This is a genomic window from Pseudomonas sp. Pseusp10 (assembly GCF_059492225.1).
The window spans coordinates 5,998,188-6,014,009 of the sequence record NZ_CP168528.1; the positions used below are offsets into that span (position 1 = coordinate 5,998,188).

Genomic DNA, 15,822 nt, shown 5'->3' on the forward strand with positions numbered 1-15,822 from the left:
TGCCGAGTTGGGCAATGCCCTGCAAAAAGAAGGCGCCGAGGGCAAAAGCCTGACGCGTTACCAGGCCCTGCAATCCGCCCTCGATGGCCTCGACTCAAAAAGCCTGAGCAGTGTCGGTTGGTGGCCCGATGGCTATGATCGCTTCACCAACGCCCTGAGCGCCCTGCAAGCCTTGCGCGAGCAGATCGCCATGGACAATCGCCTGACACTGGCGCCGTGGCTGGAGACTTATTTGCTGACGCAAATCTCCACTCAACATGCGCCGGACCTGATCGAACGGGTTGGTCGCCTGGCGGCAGTGGGACAGGCTTCGGTGGTGTCCGGACAGTTCACCCTGCAAAGCCGTCTGCAATTGCGCGACTTGCGCAGCCGCATTGGCGACGCCCGTGAGCAGTTGGTTAAAACCGCAGGTTTGCTCGAAGCGCGCTTGCCCAGCGCCCTGCAAACCTGGGCCGGGCAATACCATGACAGCCTCAAGCACCTGGACGCCGGCCTGAAGGTGCTGGATGACGGCGTGTTCGGCGGCAGCATCAACCTCAAGCCGGATGACTTCGAGCGCAGTCTCGATGCCCTGCTCGCCGACCTCGCCTCACTGCGCCAGCAGTCGCTGGTATCGCTGGATCAACGCCTGGATTACTACCACGGCTCGGCGATCCGCCAGTTCATCGTGGTAGCCGCAGTGTTGGGTTGTCTGTTACTGGCCGCGCTGTATCTGTTCATCTGTTTGCAGGCTTCGATTCGCCGTAGTGCCAGCGGCATCACGGTACTGGCCGAAGCCTTGCGCGACGGCAATCTGAGTCTGCAAGTGCCGGTTCAGGGGCGGGACGAACTGGCAGTCATCAGCACCGCGCTGAACGTCGCCGTGGTGCAACTGCGCACCAGCCTGCAAGGGGTGGATCACGAAACCCTGCAACTGAGCAACGCGGTGCAAACCCTCAACCATCACTCCAGCGACGCTCTGGGCGAAGTCGAAGCCCAGCAGTTGCAGATCAGCCAGATTGCCGCGGCGGCGACGCAATTGGCCGCCACCTCACAAGGGGTTGCCCACAGTTGCGAACAGGCGTCCGGCAGCGCCCAGCACACCCGGCGCATTGCCGCCGACAGCAGCCGAGACAGCCTGCGCACCACTGCGAGCATCCAGCAACTCAATCAACGCCTGAACGAGACAGCGGCGGCACTGGGACGGGTCAGCGAGCAGGGACAGCAGATTCAACTGGTGGTCGACACCATCCGCGGCGTCGCCGAGCAGACCAACCTGCTGGCACTCAACGCCGCCATCGAGGCGGCCCGGGCGGGAGAGCAAGGGCGCGGCTTCGCAGTGGTGGCCGATGAAGTGCGCAGTCTGTCGCAACGCACGCAATCGTCGACCGCGCAGATTGCCGGCACGGTCGACAGCCTCCGTAATACCGTGAATGAGGCCGTCAGCCTGATGCAAGCCGCGTGCAGTCAGGCAGAGTCCGATGCGCAAGCGGTCACCGGCCTAGGTGAACGCCTCGGGGAAATCGCCAGTGCGGTGCAGAGTGTCACCGATACCCTGGCGCAAATCGCCACGGCGGTGGAGGAACAGGCCAGTACCGCCGACGAGGTCAGCGGCAATATCCAGCAGGTCGATCAAGCGGCGCTGCGTCTGCTCGAAGGTGCCCGTGCGGTGAACCAGGCAGCGGACACCTTGAGCCACGGCAGCAAGGCCCTCAGCGACAACACCGGGCGCTTCCGCTTGAGTTGAATCCGGCAGTGCTTCTCAGGTGTGGATGACCGCTTCCGGGAAGTCCTGCTCCAGCTCGGTCTTGAGCCAATTGATAAACCACGCCACGTCCGCCGAGAGCTCGGCGGACGGCGTCAGCACCCGATAGCTTTCCAGCTTCACTTGCGCGTCCACCACCCGCACCAGCTTGCCTGTATCGAGCTCTTTGCGCACCAGCACTTCGTTGGCCAGCGCAATGCCCTGCCCGCTCTCGGCCACCGATAATGCGTGGTCATTGTTGACGTAGAGCATGTCCGAATTGAGGTGGATGTCGAGGTCGTTGGCGGCGAACCACAGGTTCCACCACTCGCCGTCATCGACGTGAATCAGGTTGTGTTTCACCAGGTCCGCGGGGCTGCCAATGGGCGCGACGCTGGCCAGATATTCGGGGGAACAGATCGGAAACACCCGAGGACAAATCAGGCTGGTGCGGGAGTGGGCATATTGGCCATCCACCCCGTAGACGATGCCCAGGTCAGCGCTTTTGCCATCCACTTCGGTGAAGGTCGAATTGGGTTCGATGGCGAACTTCAAACCCGGTCGCAGATGACGCATGGTCTCGATTCGCGGCATCAGCCAGCGCTTGGCGAACCCCGGCACCACCATGATGCGAAGCCAGCGCTCGGCGTGTTTGGGCTGCGCCTCTTTTCCGGCTTCGATGATCAGCTGCAAAGCGGCGGCGATCTTGCGGTGATACTTCTCCCCCGCCACCGTCAGGTTGACCCCGCGAGAGGTGCGCTCGAACAGTTGGATGCCCAGCCAGTCTTCCAGCAACTTCACGTGACGGCCGATGGCCGGCTGGGTCACGTGCAGGGCCTTGGAGGCTTCGACATAGCTGCCCAACCGGGCTGCGGCATCAAAGGCACGCACCGCGTTGAGCGGCGGCAAACGGTGGTCAGGCATGGTTTCCGGGCGCCTTTTGCTGTTAAATTTTTTAACAGCCCCTATGTTAAAATTGAAGTTTCGCCCCCGCAACCCCTCGCTGATAATCGATCCACAGCAGAACAAAAAAACAGCTGGTTACAACACCCGAACGCAATCTCGATCCTGCCCAGAAAAATAATATCCATGGTCCGACGGCCCGACTGTTTACAGCACTCGCGGACGATGGGGGAATCGGAGGTAACGCATGAATGCCCTGCATTCGCTGCAAACACTGGCGGTGTCCATCCGCTCAGTGCGTAAAGTCTACGGTGATCCACGCACCGGCCCGGTGGCACTGAAAAGCATCGACCTGGACATTCGCGACAACGAATTCTTCACCCTTCTCGGCCCTTCGGGCTGCGGCAAGACCACGCTCTTGCGGATGATCGCCGGGTTCGAATTTCCCACCGAAGGCGAGATTCTGCTCTACGGCGAAAACATCGCCGACCGCCCGCCCTTCCAGCGCCCGGTCAACACGGTGTTCCAGCATTACGCGCTGTTCCCGCACATGACCATCGCCGAGAACCTGGCCTTCGGTCTTGAATCCCACCCGATGGGCAAAGTCCTGAACAAAACGCAAATGGCCGAACGGGTGCGCGAGATGCTTGCCCTGGTGCAGATGGAACGCTTTGCCAACCGCAAGCCGGCGCAACTCTCCGGCGGCCAGCAACAGCGCGTCGCCCTCGCCCGCGCGCTGGCGCCGCATCCCAAAGTCCTGCTGCTCGACGAACCGCTCTCGGCGCTGGATCTCAAGCTGCGCCAGGCCATGCGCGAAGAGCTGAAAACCATCCAGGCGCGAACCGGGATCACCTTCATCTTCGTCACCCACGACCAGGAAGAAGCGCTGACCATGTCCGACCGCATCGCCGTGCTGTCCGAAGGCGAAGTGCAGCAGGTCGGTCGTCCGGAAGACATCTACGAACGCCCGCGCAATCGCTTTGTCGCGGACTTCATCGGCGAAACCAACTTCATCGAAGGTACGGTCACCCGCGTCGAAGACGGCCTGGCCTGGTTCGCCGGCCCGTCCGGACATCCGCTGCCTGCGCAGCCATGCAGCGATGTGCGAGTCGGGGCCAACGTTGCATTGTCCGTACGCCCCGAACGATTGCATCTGGTGCCGGGCAGTACCGAAGGCGCTTTGCCTTGCCGGATCGAAGCGCAGATCTACCTCGGCACTGACCTGCAATACCAGGTCAGCCTGAGCGATGGTTCGCGCCTTACCGTGCGCACGCCTAACTGCGTCGACCAAAGCAAGCGCTTCGCCGTCGGCAGCCAGGCCGGTCTGTTGTTCGACCAGGGTAGCGCCAGCGTCCTGCACGATTGAGCACGAGGAATTGCCATGCACGCTTTACCGATTGCCAACACACTGGAACGTCGGCGGGCCCTCCAGAGTTTTCTCGGTGTCAGCCCGGCGCTGATCGCCATCGGCCTGTTTCTGATCGTGCCGATCCTGATCGTCATCGGTTACTCGCTGATGGAGGCCAACCCCTACGGCGGGGTGAACAAAGTGTTCAGCAGCGATGCCTACACCTCGCTGCTGTTCGAACGGCAACTGGACGACAGCCTGGCCTTCGCCGACTCCTACCTGATCATTGCCCTGCGCTCCATCGGCATCGCCGGGCTGACCACCGTCATCACCCTGCTGATCGGTTTTCCGGTGGCCGTGTGGCTGGCCATGCAACCGGCTCATCGCCGTGGCTTGCTGATCTTCCTGATCACCGTGCCGTTCTGGGCCAACCTGCTGATCCGCACCTACGCCTGGATTCTGCTGCTGCGTAACACCGGGGTAATCAATAACAGCCTGATGGGCCTCGGGGTCATCGACCAGCCGTTGCAACTGCTCTACACCGACGGCGCGGTGCTGCTCGGGCTGGTCTACACCTACGCGCCCTTCGTCGTGCTGCCGATCTACGCCACCCTGGAAAAAATGGACATCCGCCTGCTCGAAGCCGCTCAGGACCTCTACGCCGGCCGTGTGCGCACCCTGCGCAAAGTGGTGTTGCCGATCGCCAAACCGGGAATTCTCGCCGGCGCCATCCTCACGTTCGTTCCTTGCCTGGGCGCGATGATCGCCCCGGAGTTGCTCGGCGGCGGGACGCGAATGATGCTCGGCAACCTGATCTTCCGGCAGTTCAGCGATGCGCGGAACTGGCCATTCGGTGCAGCACTGTCGCTGGTGCTGATGGCGGCGGTGATGTTGGTTCTGACGGTTTATGCCTTGCGTGCAGAGCGCCAGCGCATCGCCAAAGGAGGTGCGTGATGATCGGCCTGTTCAAACGCAATACGCTGGGCGTGCAGGACTTCCCGGGCTTCGGCGGCTTCAGCTTCCTGTTCTACCTGTACCTCTACGCGCCGATCGTGGTGCTGGTGGTGTTCTCGTTCAACGCCAACCAATCGGCAACGGTGTGGACCGGGTTCAGCCTCGACTGGTATCGCGCGGCGTTCGCCAACCAGGCCCTGCGCCAGGCGGCCGGCAACAGCCTGTTAATCGCCGTCTGCGCCAGCATGGTCGCCACGGCCATCGCCACCCTCGCCGCCCTCGGTACTTCACGGGGTGCGAAGTTCAAGGGCCTGCAACTGTCCATGGGCGCAATCATGTTGCCCTTGGTGCTGCCGGAAATCGTGGTCGGCGTCGCCACCCTTGCACTGTTCTCTACCATCGGTCTGTCCCTGGGCTACGGCAACCTGATCATCGCTCACACGGTGTTCTGTATTCCGTTTGCCTTTCTGCCGATACGGGCACGCCTGAACGACATGGACCTGTCCCTGGAACAAGCCTCGGCCGACCTGTATGCCGGCCCATGGCGGACCTTCCGCAAGGTCACCCTGCCGCTGCTGATGCCGGGGATTTTCTCCGGGCTGATGCTCGCCTTCATCGTGTCGCTGGATAACTTCGTGATCTCGATGATGGTCTCCCAGGCCGGCACCACGACCTTGCCGATCTTCATCTTCGGCCTGTTGCGCATGGGCGTGACACCCGACGTCAACGCTGTGTCGACCCTGATCCTGGGCGTCTCGGTGCTGTTCGTCACCCTTTCCTATCTGCTGGGCAAAAAGAAATCCTGAACCTTCTACGTACTGTGGGGAAATAGCATGAGCAAGTGGATTAAAAGCATCGGCACTTCGTTGTTCCTGACCTTGCCGCTGACCATGGCCGGCAGTGTTCAGGCCGCGGAAAAACTCAACGTGGTGAGCTGGAGCGGCTACTTTTCGCCGGAAATTCTCGCCAAATTCCAGAAGCAGACTGGCATCGAAGTCACCGTCGACTCCTACGACTCCAATGAAACCCTGTTGGCCAAATTGAAACAGGGCGGTGCCGGCTACGACGTGGCGATCCCGTCTCACCAGTTCATTCCGATCCTGATCAAGGAAAAACTGCTGGAGCGCTTTGATCCGGTCAACGAGCCCTACTACGCCGGCGTCGTCGACAACCTGAAAAAACCCACCTGGGATCCGGAAGGCGCGTACTCCGTGCCGTTCATCTGGGGCACCACCAGCGTGGTGCTCGACACCGGGCGCTACAAAGGCCCTGCCGACAGCTACAAGGTGCTTTACGAACCGCCTGCCGAGCTGCAAGGGCGCATCAACATGTTCGATTCGGTCAGCGACGTGGTGGACATGGCCAGCCTGTACCTGAACATTCCTTTGTGCAGCGAAGACCCGAAACAGATGCAGCAGATTTTAACCCTGCTCAAGGCGCAGAAACCGTTCGTCAAAACCTACAGCTCCAAGGCTGGCTCGATCCGCGAAAACCTCGCCTCGGGTGAAATCGACATGTCGACCTTCTGGGGCGGTTCGTCGATGCGCGCCCGGGAGATGAAACCGGGCCTGAAGTACCTGTACCCGAAAGAAGGCGTGCTGGCCTGGGTCGACAACATGGTCATCCCGACCGGCAGCAAGAACCCGGCGAACGCCAAGGCCTTCATCGCGTTCCTCAGCCAGCCTGAAAACGCCGCAATGACCCAGAACTTCCTCAAGCACCAGAGCCCGATCAAAGGTGTGGAACCGTTCCTCGACGCCGGACTGAAAGACGCTCCGGAACTGCACATTCCCGAAGGCACCCAGGTGGTGTTCAGCAAGACCTGTGGCGAAGGCGCGATCCGCCTGGCCGACCGTCTCTGGACCAACCTGATGCGTTGATCCCTGCCGCCCCGGCGCAATGACGGGGCGTTTTTCCAGCCGTCTGAAAGGCCGCTTGCAATGACTTCTAACAACATCAGCGAACTGGTCCTGTTGCAGGCCCATGAACTCGCCGAACGTATCCGCCTGCGCCAGGTTTCCTGCCGGGAAGTGATGCAGACTTATCTTGCCCATATCGAACGCTTCAACCCGCAGGTCAACGCGCTGGTGAGCCTGCAAGCGCCGGAAGACCTGCTGGCCCAGGCCGATCAGCGCGACGCCGAACTGGCTCGTGGCGAGTATCGCGGCTGGATGCACGGCCTGCCCCACGCGATCAAGGACCTGTCCCTGACCCGCGGCATCCGCACCACCTTCGGCTCGCCGCTGTTCAAGGACTTCATTCCCGAGCGCGACGGCATCATGGTCGAACGGATCAAAGCCGCCGGCGCGATCATCATCGGCAAGAGCAATACACCGGAATTCGGCCTCGGCTCGCAAAGCTATAACCCGCTGTTTGGCGCGACCGGCTGCGCCTATGACCCGAGCAAAACCGCTGGCGGCAGCAGCGGCGGCGCGGCAGCGGCGCTGGCCATGCACCTGGTGCCGGTGGCCGATGGCAGCGACATGATGGGCTCGCTGCGCAACCCGGCCGCCTTCAACAACATCTTCGGTTTCCGTCCGTCCCAGGGTCGCGTGCCCTTCGATGACAGTGCCGACCTGTTTATCGACCAACTCGGCTACGAAGGCCCCATGGCGCGCAGCGTGCGCGATGCGGCGTTGCTGTTGTCGGTGCAGGCCGGAGCCGATGTGCGGGCGCCACTGTCCATCGCCGAGTCCGGCAGCGCATTTGCGGCGCCGCTGGATCGGGACTTCAAAGGCACCCGTTTGGGCTGGCTCGGCGACTTCAACGGCTACCTGCCGATGGAAAAAGGCATCCTCTCGTTGTGCGAAAAGGCCTTTGCCGATTTCGAAAGCCTGGGTTGCCATATCGAGCCTGTACAGTCCGAATTCGCTCCAGAGAAGCTGTGGAGCAGTTGGCGGACCTTGCGTCACTGGATGGTCGCCGGCTCGTTGGGCGCGACTTACTCCGACCCGCAAAAACGTGCACTGTTGAAACCGGAAGCCTGCTGGGAAGTGGAAAACGGCCTGAAACTCTCGGCCACCGACGTGTTTGCTGCCTCGGTGACGCGCAGCGACTGGTATCGGGCGATCTCCAGGCTGTTCGAACAATACGACTACCTGTTGCTGCCCAGCGCTCAGGTGTTTGCGTTCGATAAGACTCAACCGTGGCCCACCTCCATCGAAGGCGTGACCATGGACACCTATCACCGCTGGATGGAGGTGGTGATTCCCGGCACTTTGTCCGGGAGCCCGGTGGCTAACGTGCAAGTGGGCTTCAACCAGAACGGTCTGCCCATGGGCCTGCAAATCATCGGCAGACACCAGGCCGACTTCGCTGTCCTGCAATTGGCGCACGCCTATGAACAGGCCAGTCGCTGGTTCCAGCGCTGCCCTTCACCGCTGCTCAGAGGAGGGATTTTGATAAACGGTTGAAAGCGCAGAGAAATATTTTAGATTTGTGCTTGACGCATCCCCGTTACCGGTGAATAATGCGCGCCACTTGGCTACATAGCTCAGTTGGTTAGAGCATAGCATTCATAATGCTGGGGTCCGGGGTTCAAGTCCCTGTGTAGCCACCAAGTACTAAAAACGGCTTACCGAAAGGTAGGCCGTTTTTTTATGCCTCGTTTTTATATCCCTGTAGGAGCGAGCTTGCTCGCGATGAACTAAAGAGCGCCGCGCTTAACCAGTAAACACGCGTTATCGTTAACGACCATCGTCGGAACGCCGCCCGGAGCAAGCTCGCTCCTACACCGTCGGCAATGCGGACAACGCCCGCTCCCAGATCTGCCACGTCCGTAACCAGACCATCGCCTGCCAATCACTGTCGGCCGGATAGAACTGCTCCAGCAGATTCAACTTGATCCCGCGCCCTACTGCATCACTCGGATTGCCGTGCAGATGCAGCCAGTGGTCATCACGCAGATGACGATGAACGTCCGGCCCCGGATACGTTCCGCACTCGATGACAAAAGGCATCAACCGTACCTGCGGCAGCGCATCGATCAACGCCTGCGAGGTGTAGCCGGTGGCCGTTGCCGCCACGCCGGTTTCGCTGACGGTGTCGGCGCCGGTTTGCAGGCTGTAGAGCCACGGACCGTAAATCGCCTGCGCGTCCGCCAGCGCCGGATAGGCTGCCTCGGTAATCGTCAGCAACATCGGATGACCATACTCGCCAGCGCCAGTGTGCAAGTCGAAGCACATGGCGACCTCGGCATGGGCTACGTGCTGTTGCAGAATCCGGTGCAGCGTGCGGTTCGACCAGCTCGGTGCCAGCCCGCCGAAAAACAGTCCGTCGGGATGAGCATGCTGACCGCCCTCGACGATCGACATCACCGCCGTCCAGCCGTGCTGGCGAATCTGCTCGTCGAGCATGGCATCGGCGCTATCTCGCGCGGGGCCGCGCAACTGCGGGCAGGCATAGATTTCGTGCAGGGCGTTGTAGGCCTGGTTGTCTGGCAGCGGTCGCTGGAAATCCAGGTGATTGCGGTTCAGGTCGATGTTGTCTTCGTTGACCCGACGCAACCACGCCATGCCCCAGGGGTTGATGGCATGGATCATGACCACGGCGACATCCGCTGGCAGGGAACGCTTGCCCAGCTCCTGCAGCCATTTGATCTGGCAGCCCGAGCCATAGAAGCCTTCGACCCCGTGAGTGCCGCTCAGCGCAATCAACAGGCGCTTGGCGCCCGGATCACCGAGCACCGCCACATCGGTACTCAGCGATTCGCCGAACGGCCCTGTGAGCGGGTGTGGATACTCCGTCAGCGTTGCGCCTGCCGTGGTCGCGGCGGCCAGGAACTGTTCACGCTGGGTGCGATAGCCGGGTTGCGCTGGAAACTCGGTTTGCATGTCTGCCTCTTGTTGATTTTCTGACCTGTCTGTTGGCAACGACCCTACAGAAAATCCTGCCATTGATGAAGGACAAAAACGTCGGTGCCGTGGGACCTGGTTTGCGTCCCTCCCGGTCGGCCGATAAAGTCCATTGATCGTAGATCCAATGGACGGAGTACCCCACGTGTTCTCGAACTTCCCTTTACGCCGCTTTCACTTGCCAGCCCTGGTTCTGCTCGCCAGCGCCTTGACCCTGACCGCGTGTAACAACGCTTCGGTGCCGACATTACCGCTCGCTCCGGAAAGCGCTTCCGGGTTCCGCACCGACCTGCGCACCCAACACGCCGAAAAATACATGGCGGCAGCAGCCAACCCGCTGGCGGCCGAAGCCGGACGGGAAATGCTGCGTCGGGGCGGCTCGGCCATCGATGCCGCAATTGCGATGCAAGCGGTGTTGACGCTGGTAGAACCACAGTCTTCGGGCATCGGTGGCGGCGCATTGATCGTACTTTGGGATGGCAAAGCCGTGCGCACCTACGACGGCCGTGAAACTGCCCCGGCCGGCGCCACCGAGAAACTTTTCCTGCAAGCCAACGGACAACCGATGGGGTTCACCCAGGCGCAAATCGGCGGTCGCTCGGTGGGTACCCCCGGCGTTTTGCGCGCCCTGGAACTGGCCCATCAAAAACACGGACGCCTGCCCTGGGCGCAGCTGTTTGAACCGGCCATCCAGCTCGCCGAACAAGGCTTCGCCATTTCGCCGCGCCTGCACCAGTTGATCGCTGCGGATTCGTCCATGCAGCGCTCCCCGGAAATGATGGCTTATTTCCGCAATGCCGATGGCAGCCCAAAAGCCGTCGGCACAAACTTGAAGAATCCGGCACTGGCCGCCGTGTTCAAACGCATCGCCCATGAAGGCCCGGATGCCTTGTACAAAGGCCCTGTTGCCCAGGAAATCGCGGCCAGGGTGCAGGGCCACGCCAACCCCGGCAGCTTGTCCGTGAGCGACCTCGCCAACTATCAGGCCAAGGAACGCGCACCACTGTGTACCGACTACAAGCGCTGGCAAGTCTGCGGCATGCCGCCGCCGTCGTCAGGCGGGATCGCTGTGGCGCAGATCCTCGGCACGCTGCAGGCCCTGGAGACTCGCGATAAACGCTTGGCGCTGGCGCCGCTCAAACCGGTCAAGACCAAGGCCCCGGCCGGCATCGAACCCGACCCGCAAGCCGTGCACCTGATCTCCGAAGCCGAACGCCTGGCCTACGCAGACCGCGCTCAGTACGTCGCCGATACAGACTTCGTACCCGTGCCGGTCAAGGGGCTGGTCGAACCGGCTTACCTGGCCAGCCGCGCCGCCCTGATCGGCGAACGCAGTATGGGCACGGCCAAACCCGGCACTCCGCCGGGGATTCAAGTGGCCTACGCACCGGACCGTTCGCCGCTGCGGATTTCCACCTCGCAAGTGGTGGCCGTCGATGACGCAGGCGGCGCCGTGTCGATGACCACCACCATCGAGTCGGCGTTCGGCTCCCACATCATGGTTCAGGGTTTCATGCTCAACAACGAGATGACCGACTTCTCATTCATCCCCGAGGAAAACGGGCAGAAAGTCGCCAACCGCGTCGAGCCCGGCAAACGCCCGCGCTCATCCATGGCCCCAACCCTGATCTTCGACCGCCAGAGCGGCGAATTCCTCGCCACCGTCGGCTCCCCCGGCGGCTCGCAAATCATCGAATACGTGGCCAAATCCACCATCGGCCTGCTCGACTGGAACCTCGATGCGCAAGCCGCCATCAACCTGCCCAACTTCGGCAGCCGCAATGGCCCGACCGAACTGGAACAGGGACAGTTCAGCCCGATGCTGATTCAGGCGCTGAAAGACAAAGGGCACAACGTGAGCGAAATCGACATGACCAGCGGCACCCAGGCGATCGTTCGGGTGAAGGACGCCCAGGGGAAAGCGTCACTCACGGGAGGTGCCGACCCGCGGCGTGAGGGGCAAGCGCTGGGGGATTGAGTCGCACGCAGGAATGAGAAAGGGCTTACCGGTTGGTAGGCCCTTTTTATAGGTAAAGAGTCCGAGTCGCCTCTCTCCCGCTGCTTTTTCCTACCCGCAAATAATTGCGTCCTGGTTAGAGTTTCCACGCCTCCGCAGACTTGCATCAGTCCCATGATGGGACTAGGATCATGCCATGAGAATCATCGCCATCAATCAGTTGAAGCAATTTTGGGAGAGATACCCGAGCGCAGAACAACCCTTGTTGGCCTGGATTGACGAGGCAAGAAATGCGGCCTGGAAAACGCCTGCCGACATAAAGCTGCACTTCGCTACAGCCAGTATTCTCAAAAGCCGCAGAGTCGTGTTCAACATCAAGGGTAACGACTTCAGGCTGATAGTCGCCGTGGCTTATCGCTTTGGCGCCGTGTACATAAAGTTTGTCGGCACTCACAAGCAGTACGACACGGTCGACGCTGATAACGTCGAAATGGAGTAACCCATGAACATTCATCCGATTCACACCGAAGAGGATTACCGCGCCGCGCTCAAGAGCGTGTCTGCACTGTTTGAGAATGAACCAGAAATTGGCACTCCCGAGGGAGATTACTTTGACATCATGATTACGCTGATCGAGTCGTATGAGTCGAAGCACTTCCCGGTCGACTTACCCAACCCTATCGATGCGATCAAGTTCAGAATGGAGCAGTCCGGGTTGTCCGCCGCCGATCTTGCACCCGCCATCGGCCGCACAAATCGTGTTTATGAAGTACTCAACGGCAAGCGAGCGTTGACGCTTCCGATGATCTGGAAACTGCACGAGCTGTTCGGGATACCCGCCCAGAGCCTGATCAAACCGGTCAAGCACGCTTGATCAGGGTCGGCTCTTGCAAGCATACCCACCGATAATACGGATGATGCAGTACTCCACTTATCGACTGATCTTCAACCCCTGCCGAACCTGGTGCTTTTCCAGCGCCAGCTCGATCAATCGCGTCACCAGTTCGCTGTAGGTCATGCCGGTGGCCTGCCACAGTTTCGGGTACATGCTGATGCGGGTGAAGCCGGGCAGCGAATTGATTTCGTTGATCAGCACTTCGCCGCTGTCGGTCAGGAACACATCGACGCGGGCCAGGCCGGAGCAACCCAGTATCTGAAATGCCTCGACGGCCAGGGCGCGAATGCGCTCGCTGGCCTCGACGCTGATATTGGCCGGCACCACCACTTCAGCGGCCTTGTCGTCGATGTATTTGCTGTCGTAGGAGTAGAACCCGCTGTGCACCACGATCTCGCCGCAGCCACTGGCGATGGCGTCTTCATTGCCGAGCACTGCGCATTCAATCTCGCGGCCGCTGACGGCAGATTCGATCAACACCTTGGTATCGAAACTCAAGGCCAGTTCCACCGCCGAGGTGTATTCGGCCTCATCGGTGACTTTGCTCACCCCCACGGAAGAGCCCTGATTCGCCGGTTTGACGAACAGCGGCAGGCCGAGCCGGGACTGAACCTCGGCAAACCCGGTGCGCGCCGCCGTGGCGCGGGTCAATGTCACGAACGGCGTCACGGCCAGGCCGGCATCACGCAGCAGGCGCTTACTGATGTCCTTGTCCATGCAGACGGCCGAACCGAGCACATCGGAGCCGACAAACGGCAGATCGGCCATGCGCAGCAAACCCTGCAGGCAACCGTCTTCACCGAGGGTGCCGTGGACGATCGGGAAGATCACATCGACATGGCCGAGCATTTCCTGGCTGGAAGTTTCCACCAGTTGCTGGCTGGCCTTGCCCGGCACCACTGCCAGTTCGCGATTGGATTGATTGAGGGCGATCAGCGCCGGGTTTTCCTGATTCAGCAAAAAGTTGGAAGGGTCGTTGAGGTGCCAGTGGCCTTGTTTGTCGATGCCGATCAGCACCGGCTCGAAGCGTGAACGATCCAGCGCATCGACGATGTTTTTCGCCGACTGCAGCGACACCTCATGTTCCGCCGAACGGCCCCCGAAAATGATCCCCACGCGCAGCTTGCTCATGACCTGGCCTCATCCTGACAAATAAAAAACGACCTGTAGCGAATGCGCCCCACAGTGCAGTATTTGCCCTTGGTTTTCTAGCGGGCAAGCCTCCATCCGATCAGAAGACAGGGAACCGCTGCCTGGGTTACCGTGTTGTGCATCAAGCTCAAGACGATCATCACCATGGCCAAGCGTCCGCCTCGAAATGACTGGTTCCTTCGCGCGCCCGATGTCGGTGGGCTTCAGCGTTTCGAGGCGTTTTTTGCCGGCCATGGCTACGACCTTCACCGCCACGACACTTATGCCATCGGCCACACCCTGGCCGGAGTGCAGAGCTTTCAGTATCGCGGCGGCTGGCGTCACAGCCTGCCGGGCGCAACGATCGTGCTGCACCCGGACGAAGCCCACGATGGCGAGGCCGGTACCGAGTCCGGTTTCCAGTACCGGATGATGTACATCGAACCGGCGCTGATCCAGCAGATACTCGGCGGGCGAGCACTGCCATTCATCAAGACCGGGCTGTCGAACGATCCCCGCTTGTTCGCCGCCACGGGCGCGTTGCTGCGCAGCCTGGATTGCCCGCTCGACCCGCTGGAAGAACAGGATGCGCTGTTCGATCTGGCGCAAGCCTTGAGCACCGTTTCCGGTGCGTCGGACAAGCGCTCGGGTTTCGATTACGTGGCCGCGCAACGCGCGCGGGAATACATCCACGGCGCCCTCGATCGTACCGTGACACTCGATGAACTGGCGCAGCATAGCGGTCGGGATCGCTGGAGCCTGTCCCGGGATTTTCGCCTGTTGTTCGGCACCAGCCCCTACCGTTACCTGACCATGCGGCGTCTGGACCTGGTCCGTGCGCTACTGATTCAGGGTCAGACGCTGGTCAGTGCCGCGCTGATCGCAGGCTTCACCGACCAGAGCCACATGACTCGGCAATTCAGCAAAACCTACGGCCTGTCACCGGCCCGCTGGATGAAAATGCTGCGCCGTTGAGCCACGCACAATCGTACAAGAAGCGCGCTGAGTCGCTGGCTATCGTGGGTTCACAAACAACCGCGAGAGCTGTTTCATGAACGCTTACGAAAGCCTGAACTTCGCTGAAAAAATCAACCGGATCGACTCGCACTGGTCGCCCCGGGTCATCGCCGAAATGAACGACTACCAGTTCAAGGTGGTGAAGCTGCTAGGGGACTTTATCTGGCACGACCACCTTGATACCGACGAAACCTTCATCGTTCTGGAAGGCCAGTTACGCATCGACTTTCGCGATGGCCACGTGCTGGTGAACGCCGGGGAAATGTACGTAGTGCCCAAAGGCGTCGAGCACAAACCCTGTGCCGGGCAGGAGGTAAAACTCCTGCTGATCGAACCCAAGGGCGTGCTCAACACGGGCAGCGAAGGTGGCGAGCGCACGGCAGAAAATGATGTGTGGATCTGAGCACCGGCCGACTTAGGCCTGCAAGGTCTTGCCGTCCACCGGCTCACCAATGGTCAGGAAGTGCCCGCCCGCCACATGGTGCAAGGTGCGCAAGGCGTCTTGACCTTCGAAGTGCCAGCGCCCTTCGCTGAACACGCGCTCGTCAGCCTGGGCGGCAATCACTTCGGCCAGGAACAGATCGTACTGCTGGTGGTTGTTCGGCTCCGGCAACAGGCGACATTCCAGCCAGGCCACGCAACCTTCGAGCATCGGCGCATCAACCGACTGGCCGGTGAAGGTCTGCAAGTTGTAGGTCTCGAACTTGTCGCGTCCCTGGCCCTGGGTCAACTCCAGGCCGGAGGTCGAACCGACGGTCTGCACAATGTCGGCCTGGGCAGCACACGGCACGTTCAGTACAAAAGTGCCCGAGGCTTCCAGCAACTGGCGAGTCCAGGTGGACTTGTCCAGCACCACGGCAATTTTCGGTGGTTCGAAATCCAGCGGCATGGCCCAGGCTGCCGCCATGATATTGCGCTGGCCACCGTGGGCTGCGCTGACCAGCACGGTCGGCCCGTGATTGAGCAGACGATAGGCCTTGGACAAGGGAACCGGACGGCGGTGAGAAACGCTCATGGAAGTCTGCTCCAGGGGAAAAGAGC

At 61.0% G+C, this 15,822-nt stretch carries 15 protein-coding genes and 1 tRNA gene; 12 read left to right on the forward strand and 4 right to left on the reverse strand.

Annotated elements, in window-relative coordinates:
- The first annotated feature begins 190 nt into the window (after positions 1-190).
- Positions 191-1,726 (forward strand): methyl-accepting chemotaxis protein, encoded by a 1,536-nt coding sequence (locus tag ACEN8Z_RS27245; protein ID WP_495598199.1) that lies wholly within the window; start codon positions 191-193, stop codon positions 1,724-1,726.
- Positions 1,727-1,741: 15 nt separating this feature from the next.
- On the opposite strand, the gene ACEN8Z_RS27250 is transcribed toward ACEN8Z_RS27245, so the two are convergent.
- Positions 1,742-2,647, reverse strand: a complete 906-nt coding sequence (locus ACEN8Z_RS27250; protein WP_495596245.1) for a LysR substrate-binding domain-containing protein — start codon at positions 2,645-2,647, stop codon at positions 1,742-1,744.
- A gap of 226 nt (positions 2,648-2,873) precedes the next feature.
- Between ACEN8Z_RS27250 and ACEN8Z_RS27255 the strand changes: the two genes are divergently transcribed.
- The 6 genes from ACEN8Z_RS27255 to ACEN8Z_RS27280 all read left to right on the forward strand — a co-directional run bounded on the left by ACEN8Z_RS27255 (position 2,874) and on the right by ACEN8Z_RS27280 (position 8,487).
- Positions 2,874-3,992 (forward strand): ABC transporter ATP-binding protein, encoded by a 1,119-nt coding sequence (locus ACEN8Z_RS27255; protein WP_007997126.1) that lies wholly within the window; start codon positions 2,874-2,876, stop codon positions 3,990-3,992.
- A 15-nt stretch (positions 3,993-4,007) separates the two neighbouring features.
- Positions 4,008-4,928, forward strand: coding sequence for an ABC transporter permease (locus ACEN8Z_RS27260; protein ID WP_495596246.1), 921 nt, complete (start codon positions 4,008-4,010; stop codon positions 4,926-4,928).
- Complete coding sequence (locus ACEN8Z_RS27265) at positions 4,928-5,734, forward strand: ABC transporter permease (protein WP_007981818.1); 807 nt, start codon at positions 4,928-4,930, stop codon at positions 5,732-5,734. Before ACEN8Z_RS27260 ends, ACEN8Z_RS27265 begins: the two co-directional genes overlap by 1 nt.
- 27 nt (positions 5,735-5,761) lie before the next feature.
- Positions 5,762-6,808 carry an ABC transporter substrate-binding protein gene (locus ACEN8Z_RS27270; protein ID WP_007981817.1) on the forward strand — a complete coding sequence of 349 codons (1,047 nt, stop codon included), beginning with the start codon at positions 5,762-5,764 and terminating at the stop codon, positions 6,806-6,808.
- A gap of 60 nt (positions 6,809-6,868) precedes the next feature.
- The gene (locus tag ACEN8Z_RS27275; protein ID WP_495596247.1) at positions 6,869-8,341 is read left to right on the forward strand and encodes an amidase; all 1,473 of its coding nucleotides are present in this window, start codon (positions 6,869-6,871) and stop codon (positions 8,339-8,341) included.
- A 69-nt stretch (positions 8,342-8,410) separates the two neighbouring features.
- Positions 8,411-8,487 (forward strand) — tRNA-Met (locus ACEN8Z_RS27280).
- A gap of 169 nt (positions 8,488-8,656) precedes the next feature.
- Here the strand turns inward: ACEN8Z_RS27280 and ACEN8Z_RS27285 are convergent.
- Positions 8,657-9,760 carry a DUF2817 domain-containing protein gene (locus ACEN8Z_RS27285; RefSeq protein ID WP_495596248.1) on the reverse strand — a complete coding sequence of 368 codons (1,104 nt, stop codon included), beginning with the start codon at positions 9,758-9,760 and terminating at the stop codon, positions 8,657-8,659.
- A 166-nt stretch (positions 9,761-9,926) separates the two neighbouring features.
- Between ACEN8Z_RS27285 and ggt the strand changes: the two genes are divergently transcribed.
- The 3 genes from ggt to ACEN8Z_RS27300 all read left to right on the forward strand — a co-directional run bounded on the left by ggt (position 9,927) and on the right by ACEN8Z_RS27300 (position 12,612).
- Entirely contained in the window at positions 9,927-11,759 is a 1,833-nt protein-coding gene (ggt, locus tag ACEN8Z_RS27290) for a gamma-glutamyltransferase (protein ID WP_495598200.1), read from the forward strand.
- 175 nt (positions 11,760-11,934) lie between these two features.
- On the forward strand, positions 11,935-12,237 hold the full coding sequence (locus ACEN8Z_RS27295) for a type II toxin-antitoxin system HigB family toxin (protein ID WP_495596249.1): 303 nt from the start codon (positions 11,935-11,937) through the stop codon (positions 12,235-12,237).
- 3 nt (positions 12,238-12,240) lie between these two features.
- Positions 12,241-12,612 carry a helix-turn-helix domain-containing protein gene (locus ACEN8Z_RS27300; protein WP_095945264.1) on the forward strand — a complete coding sequence of 124 codons (372 nt, stop codon included), beginning with the start codon at positions 12,241-12,243 and terminating at the stop codon, positions 12,610-12,612.
- Positions 12,613-12,669: 57 nt separating this feature from the next.
- Here ACEN8Z_RS27300 and ddlA read toward each other — a convergent pair whose 3' ends face one another.
- On the reverse strand, positions 12,670-13,764 hold the full coding sequence (ddlA, locus tag ACEN8Z_RS27305; protein WP_495596250.1) for a D-alanine--D-alanine ligase: 1,095 nt from the start codon (positions 13,762-13,764) through the stop codon (positions 12,670-12,672).
- Between the two features lie 165 nt (positions 13,765-13,929).
- Here ddlA and ACEN8Z_RS27310 point away from each other — a divergent pair, with 165 nt between their 5' ends.
- Both ACEN8Z_RS27310 and ACEN8Z_RS27315 read left to right on the forward strand, forming a co-directional pair.
- Complete coding sequence (locus ACEN8Z_RS27310; RefSeq protein ID WP_495596251.1) at positions 13,930-14,739, forward strand: AraC family transcriptional regulator; 810 nt, start codon at positions 13,930-13,932, stop codon at positions 14,737-14,739.
- 76 nt (positions 14,740-14,815) lie between these two features.
- Positions 14,816-15,184, forward strand: a complete 369-nt coding sequence (locus ACEN8Z_RS27315; protein ID WP_007997141.1) for a cupin domain-containing protein — start codon at positions 14,816-14,818, stop codon at positions 15,182-15,184.
- A gap of 12 nt (positions 15,185-15,196) precedes the next feature.
- On the opposite strand, the gene ACEN8Z_RS27320 is transcribed toward ACEN8Z_RS27315, so the two are convergent.
- The gene (locus tag ACEN8Z_RS27320) at positions 15,197-15,796 is read right to left on the reverse strand and encodes a flavin reductase family protein (RefSeq protein WP_495596252.1); all 600 of its coding nucleotides are present in this window, start codon (positions 15,794-15,796) and stop codon (positions 15,197-15,199) included.
- Positions 15,797-15,822: the final 26 nt, after the last annotated feature.

Coding starts and splice junctions, on each gene's coding strand:
- ACEN8Z_RS27245 (WP_495598199.1), top strand. CDS start 191: ATGGACAATCGCCTGACACTGGCGCCGTGGCTGGAGACTTATTTGCTG.
- ACEN8Z_RS27250 (WP_495596245.1), bottom strand. CDS start 2,647: ATGCCTGACCACCGTTTGCCGCCGCTCAACGCGGTGCGTGCCTTTGAT.
- ACEN8Z_RS27255 (WP_007997126.1), top strand. CDS start 2,874: ATGAATGCCCTGCATTCGCTGCAAACACTGGCGGTGTCCATCCGCTCA.
- ACEN8Z_RS27260 (WP_495596246.1), top strand. CDS start 4,008: ATGCACGCTTTACCGATTGCCAACACACTGGAACGTCGGCGGGCCCTC.
- ACEN8Z_RS27265 (WP_007981818.1), top strand. CDS start 4,928: ATGATCGGCCTGTTCAAACGCAATACGCTGGGCGTGCAGGACTTCCCG.
- ACEN8Z_RS27270 (WP_007981817.1), top strand. CDS start 5,762: ATGAGCAAGTGGATTAAAAGCATCGGCACTTCGTTGTTCCTGACCTTG.
- ACEN8Z_RS27275 (WP_495596247.1), top strand. CDS start 6,869: ATGACTTCTAACAACATCAGCGAACTGGTCCTGTTGCAGGCCCATGAA.
- ACEN8Z_RS27285 (WP_495596248.1), bottom strand. CDS start 9,760: ATGCAAACCGAGTTTCCAGCGCAACCCGGCTATCGCACCCAGCGTGAA.
- ACEN8Z_RS27295 (WP_495596249.1), top strand. CDS start 11,935: ATGAGAATCATCGCCATCAATCAGTTGAAGCAATTTTGGGAGAGATAC.
- ACEN8Z_RS27300 (WP_095945264.1), top strand. CDS start 12,241: ATGAACATTCATCCGATTCACACCGAAGAGGATTACCGCGCCGCGCTC.
- ddlA (WP_495596250.1), bottom strand. CDS start 13,764: ATGAGCAAGCTGCGCGTGGGGATCATTTTCGGGGGCCGTTCGGCGGAA.
- ACEN8Z_RS27310 (WP_495596251.1), top strand. CDS start 13,930: ATGGCCAAGCGTCCGCCTCGAAATGACTGGTTCCTTCGCGCGCCCGAT.
- ACEN8Z_RS27315 (WP_007997141.1), top strand. CDS start 14,816: ATGAACGCTTACGAAAGCCTGAACTTCGCTGAAAAAATCAACCGGATC.
- ACEN8Z_RS27320 (WP_495596252.1), bottom strand. CDS start 15,796: ATGAGCGTTTCTCACCGCCGTCCGGTTCCCTTGTCCAAGGCCTATCGT.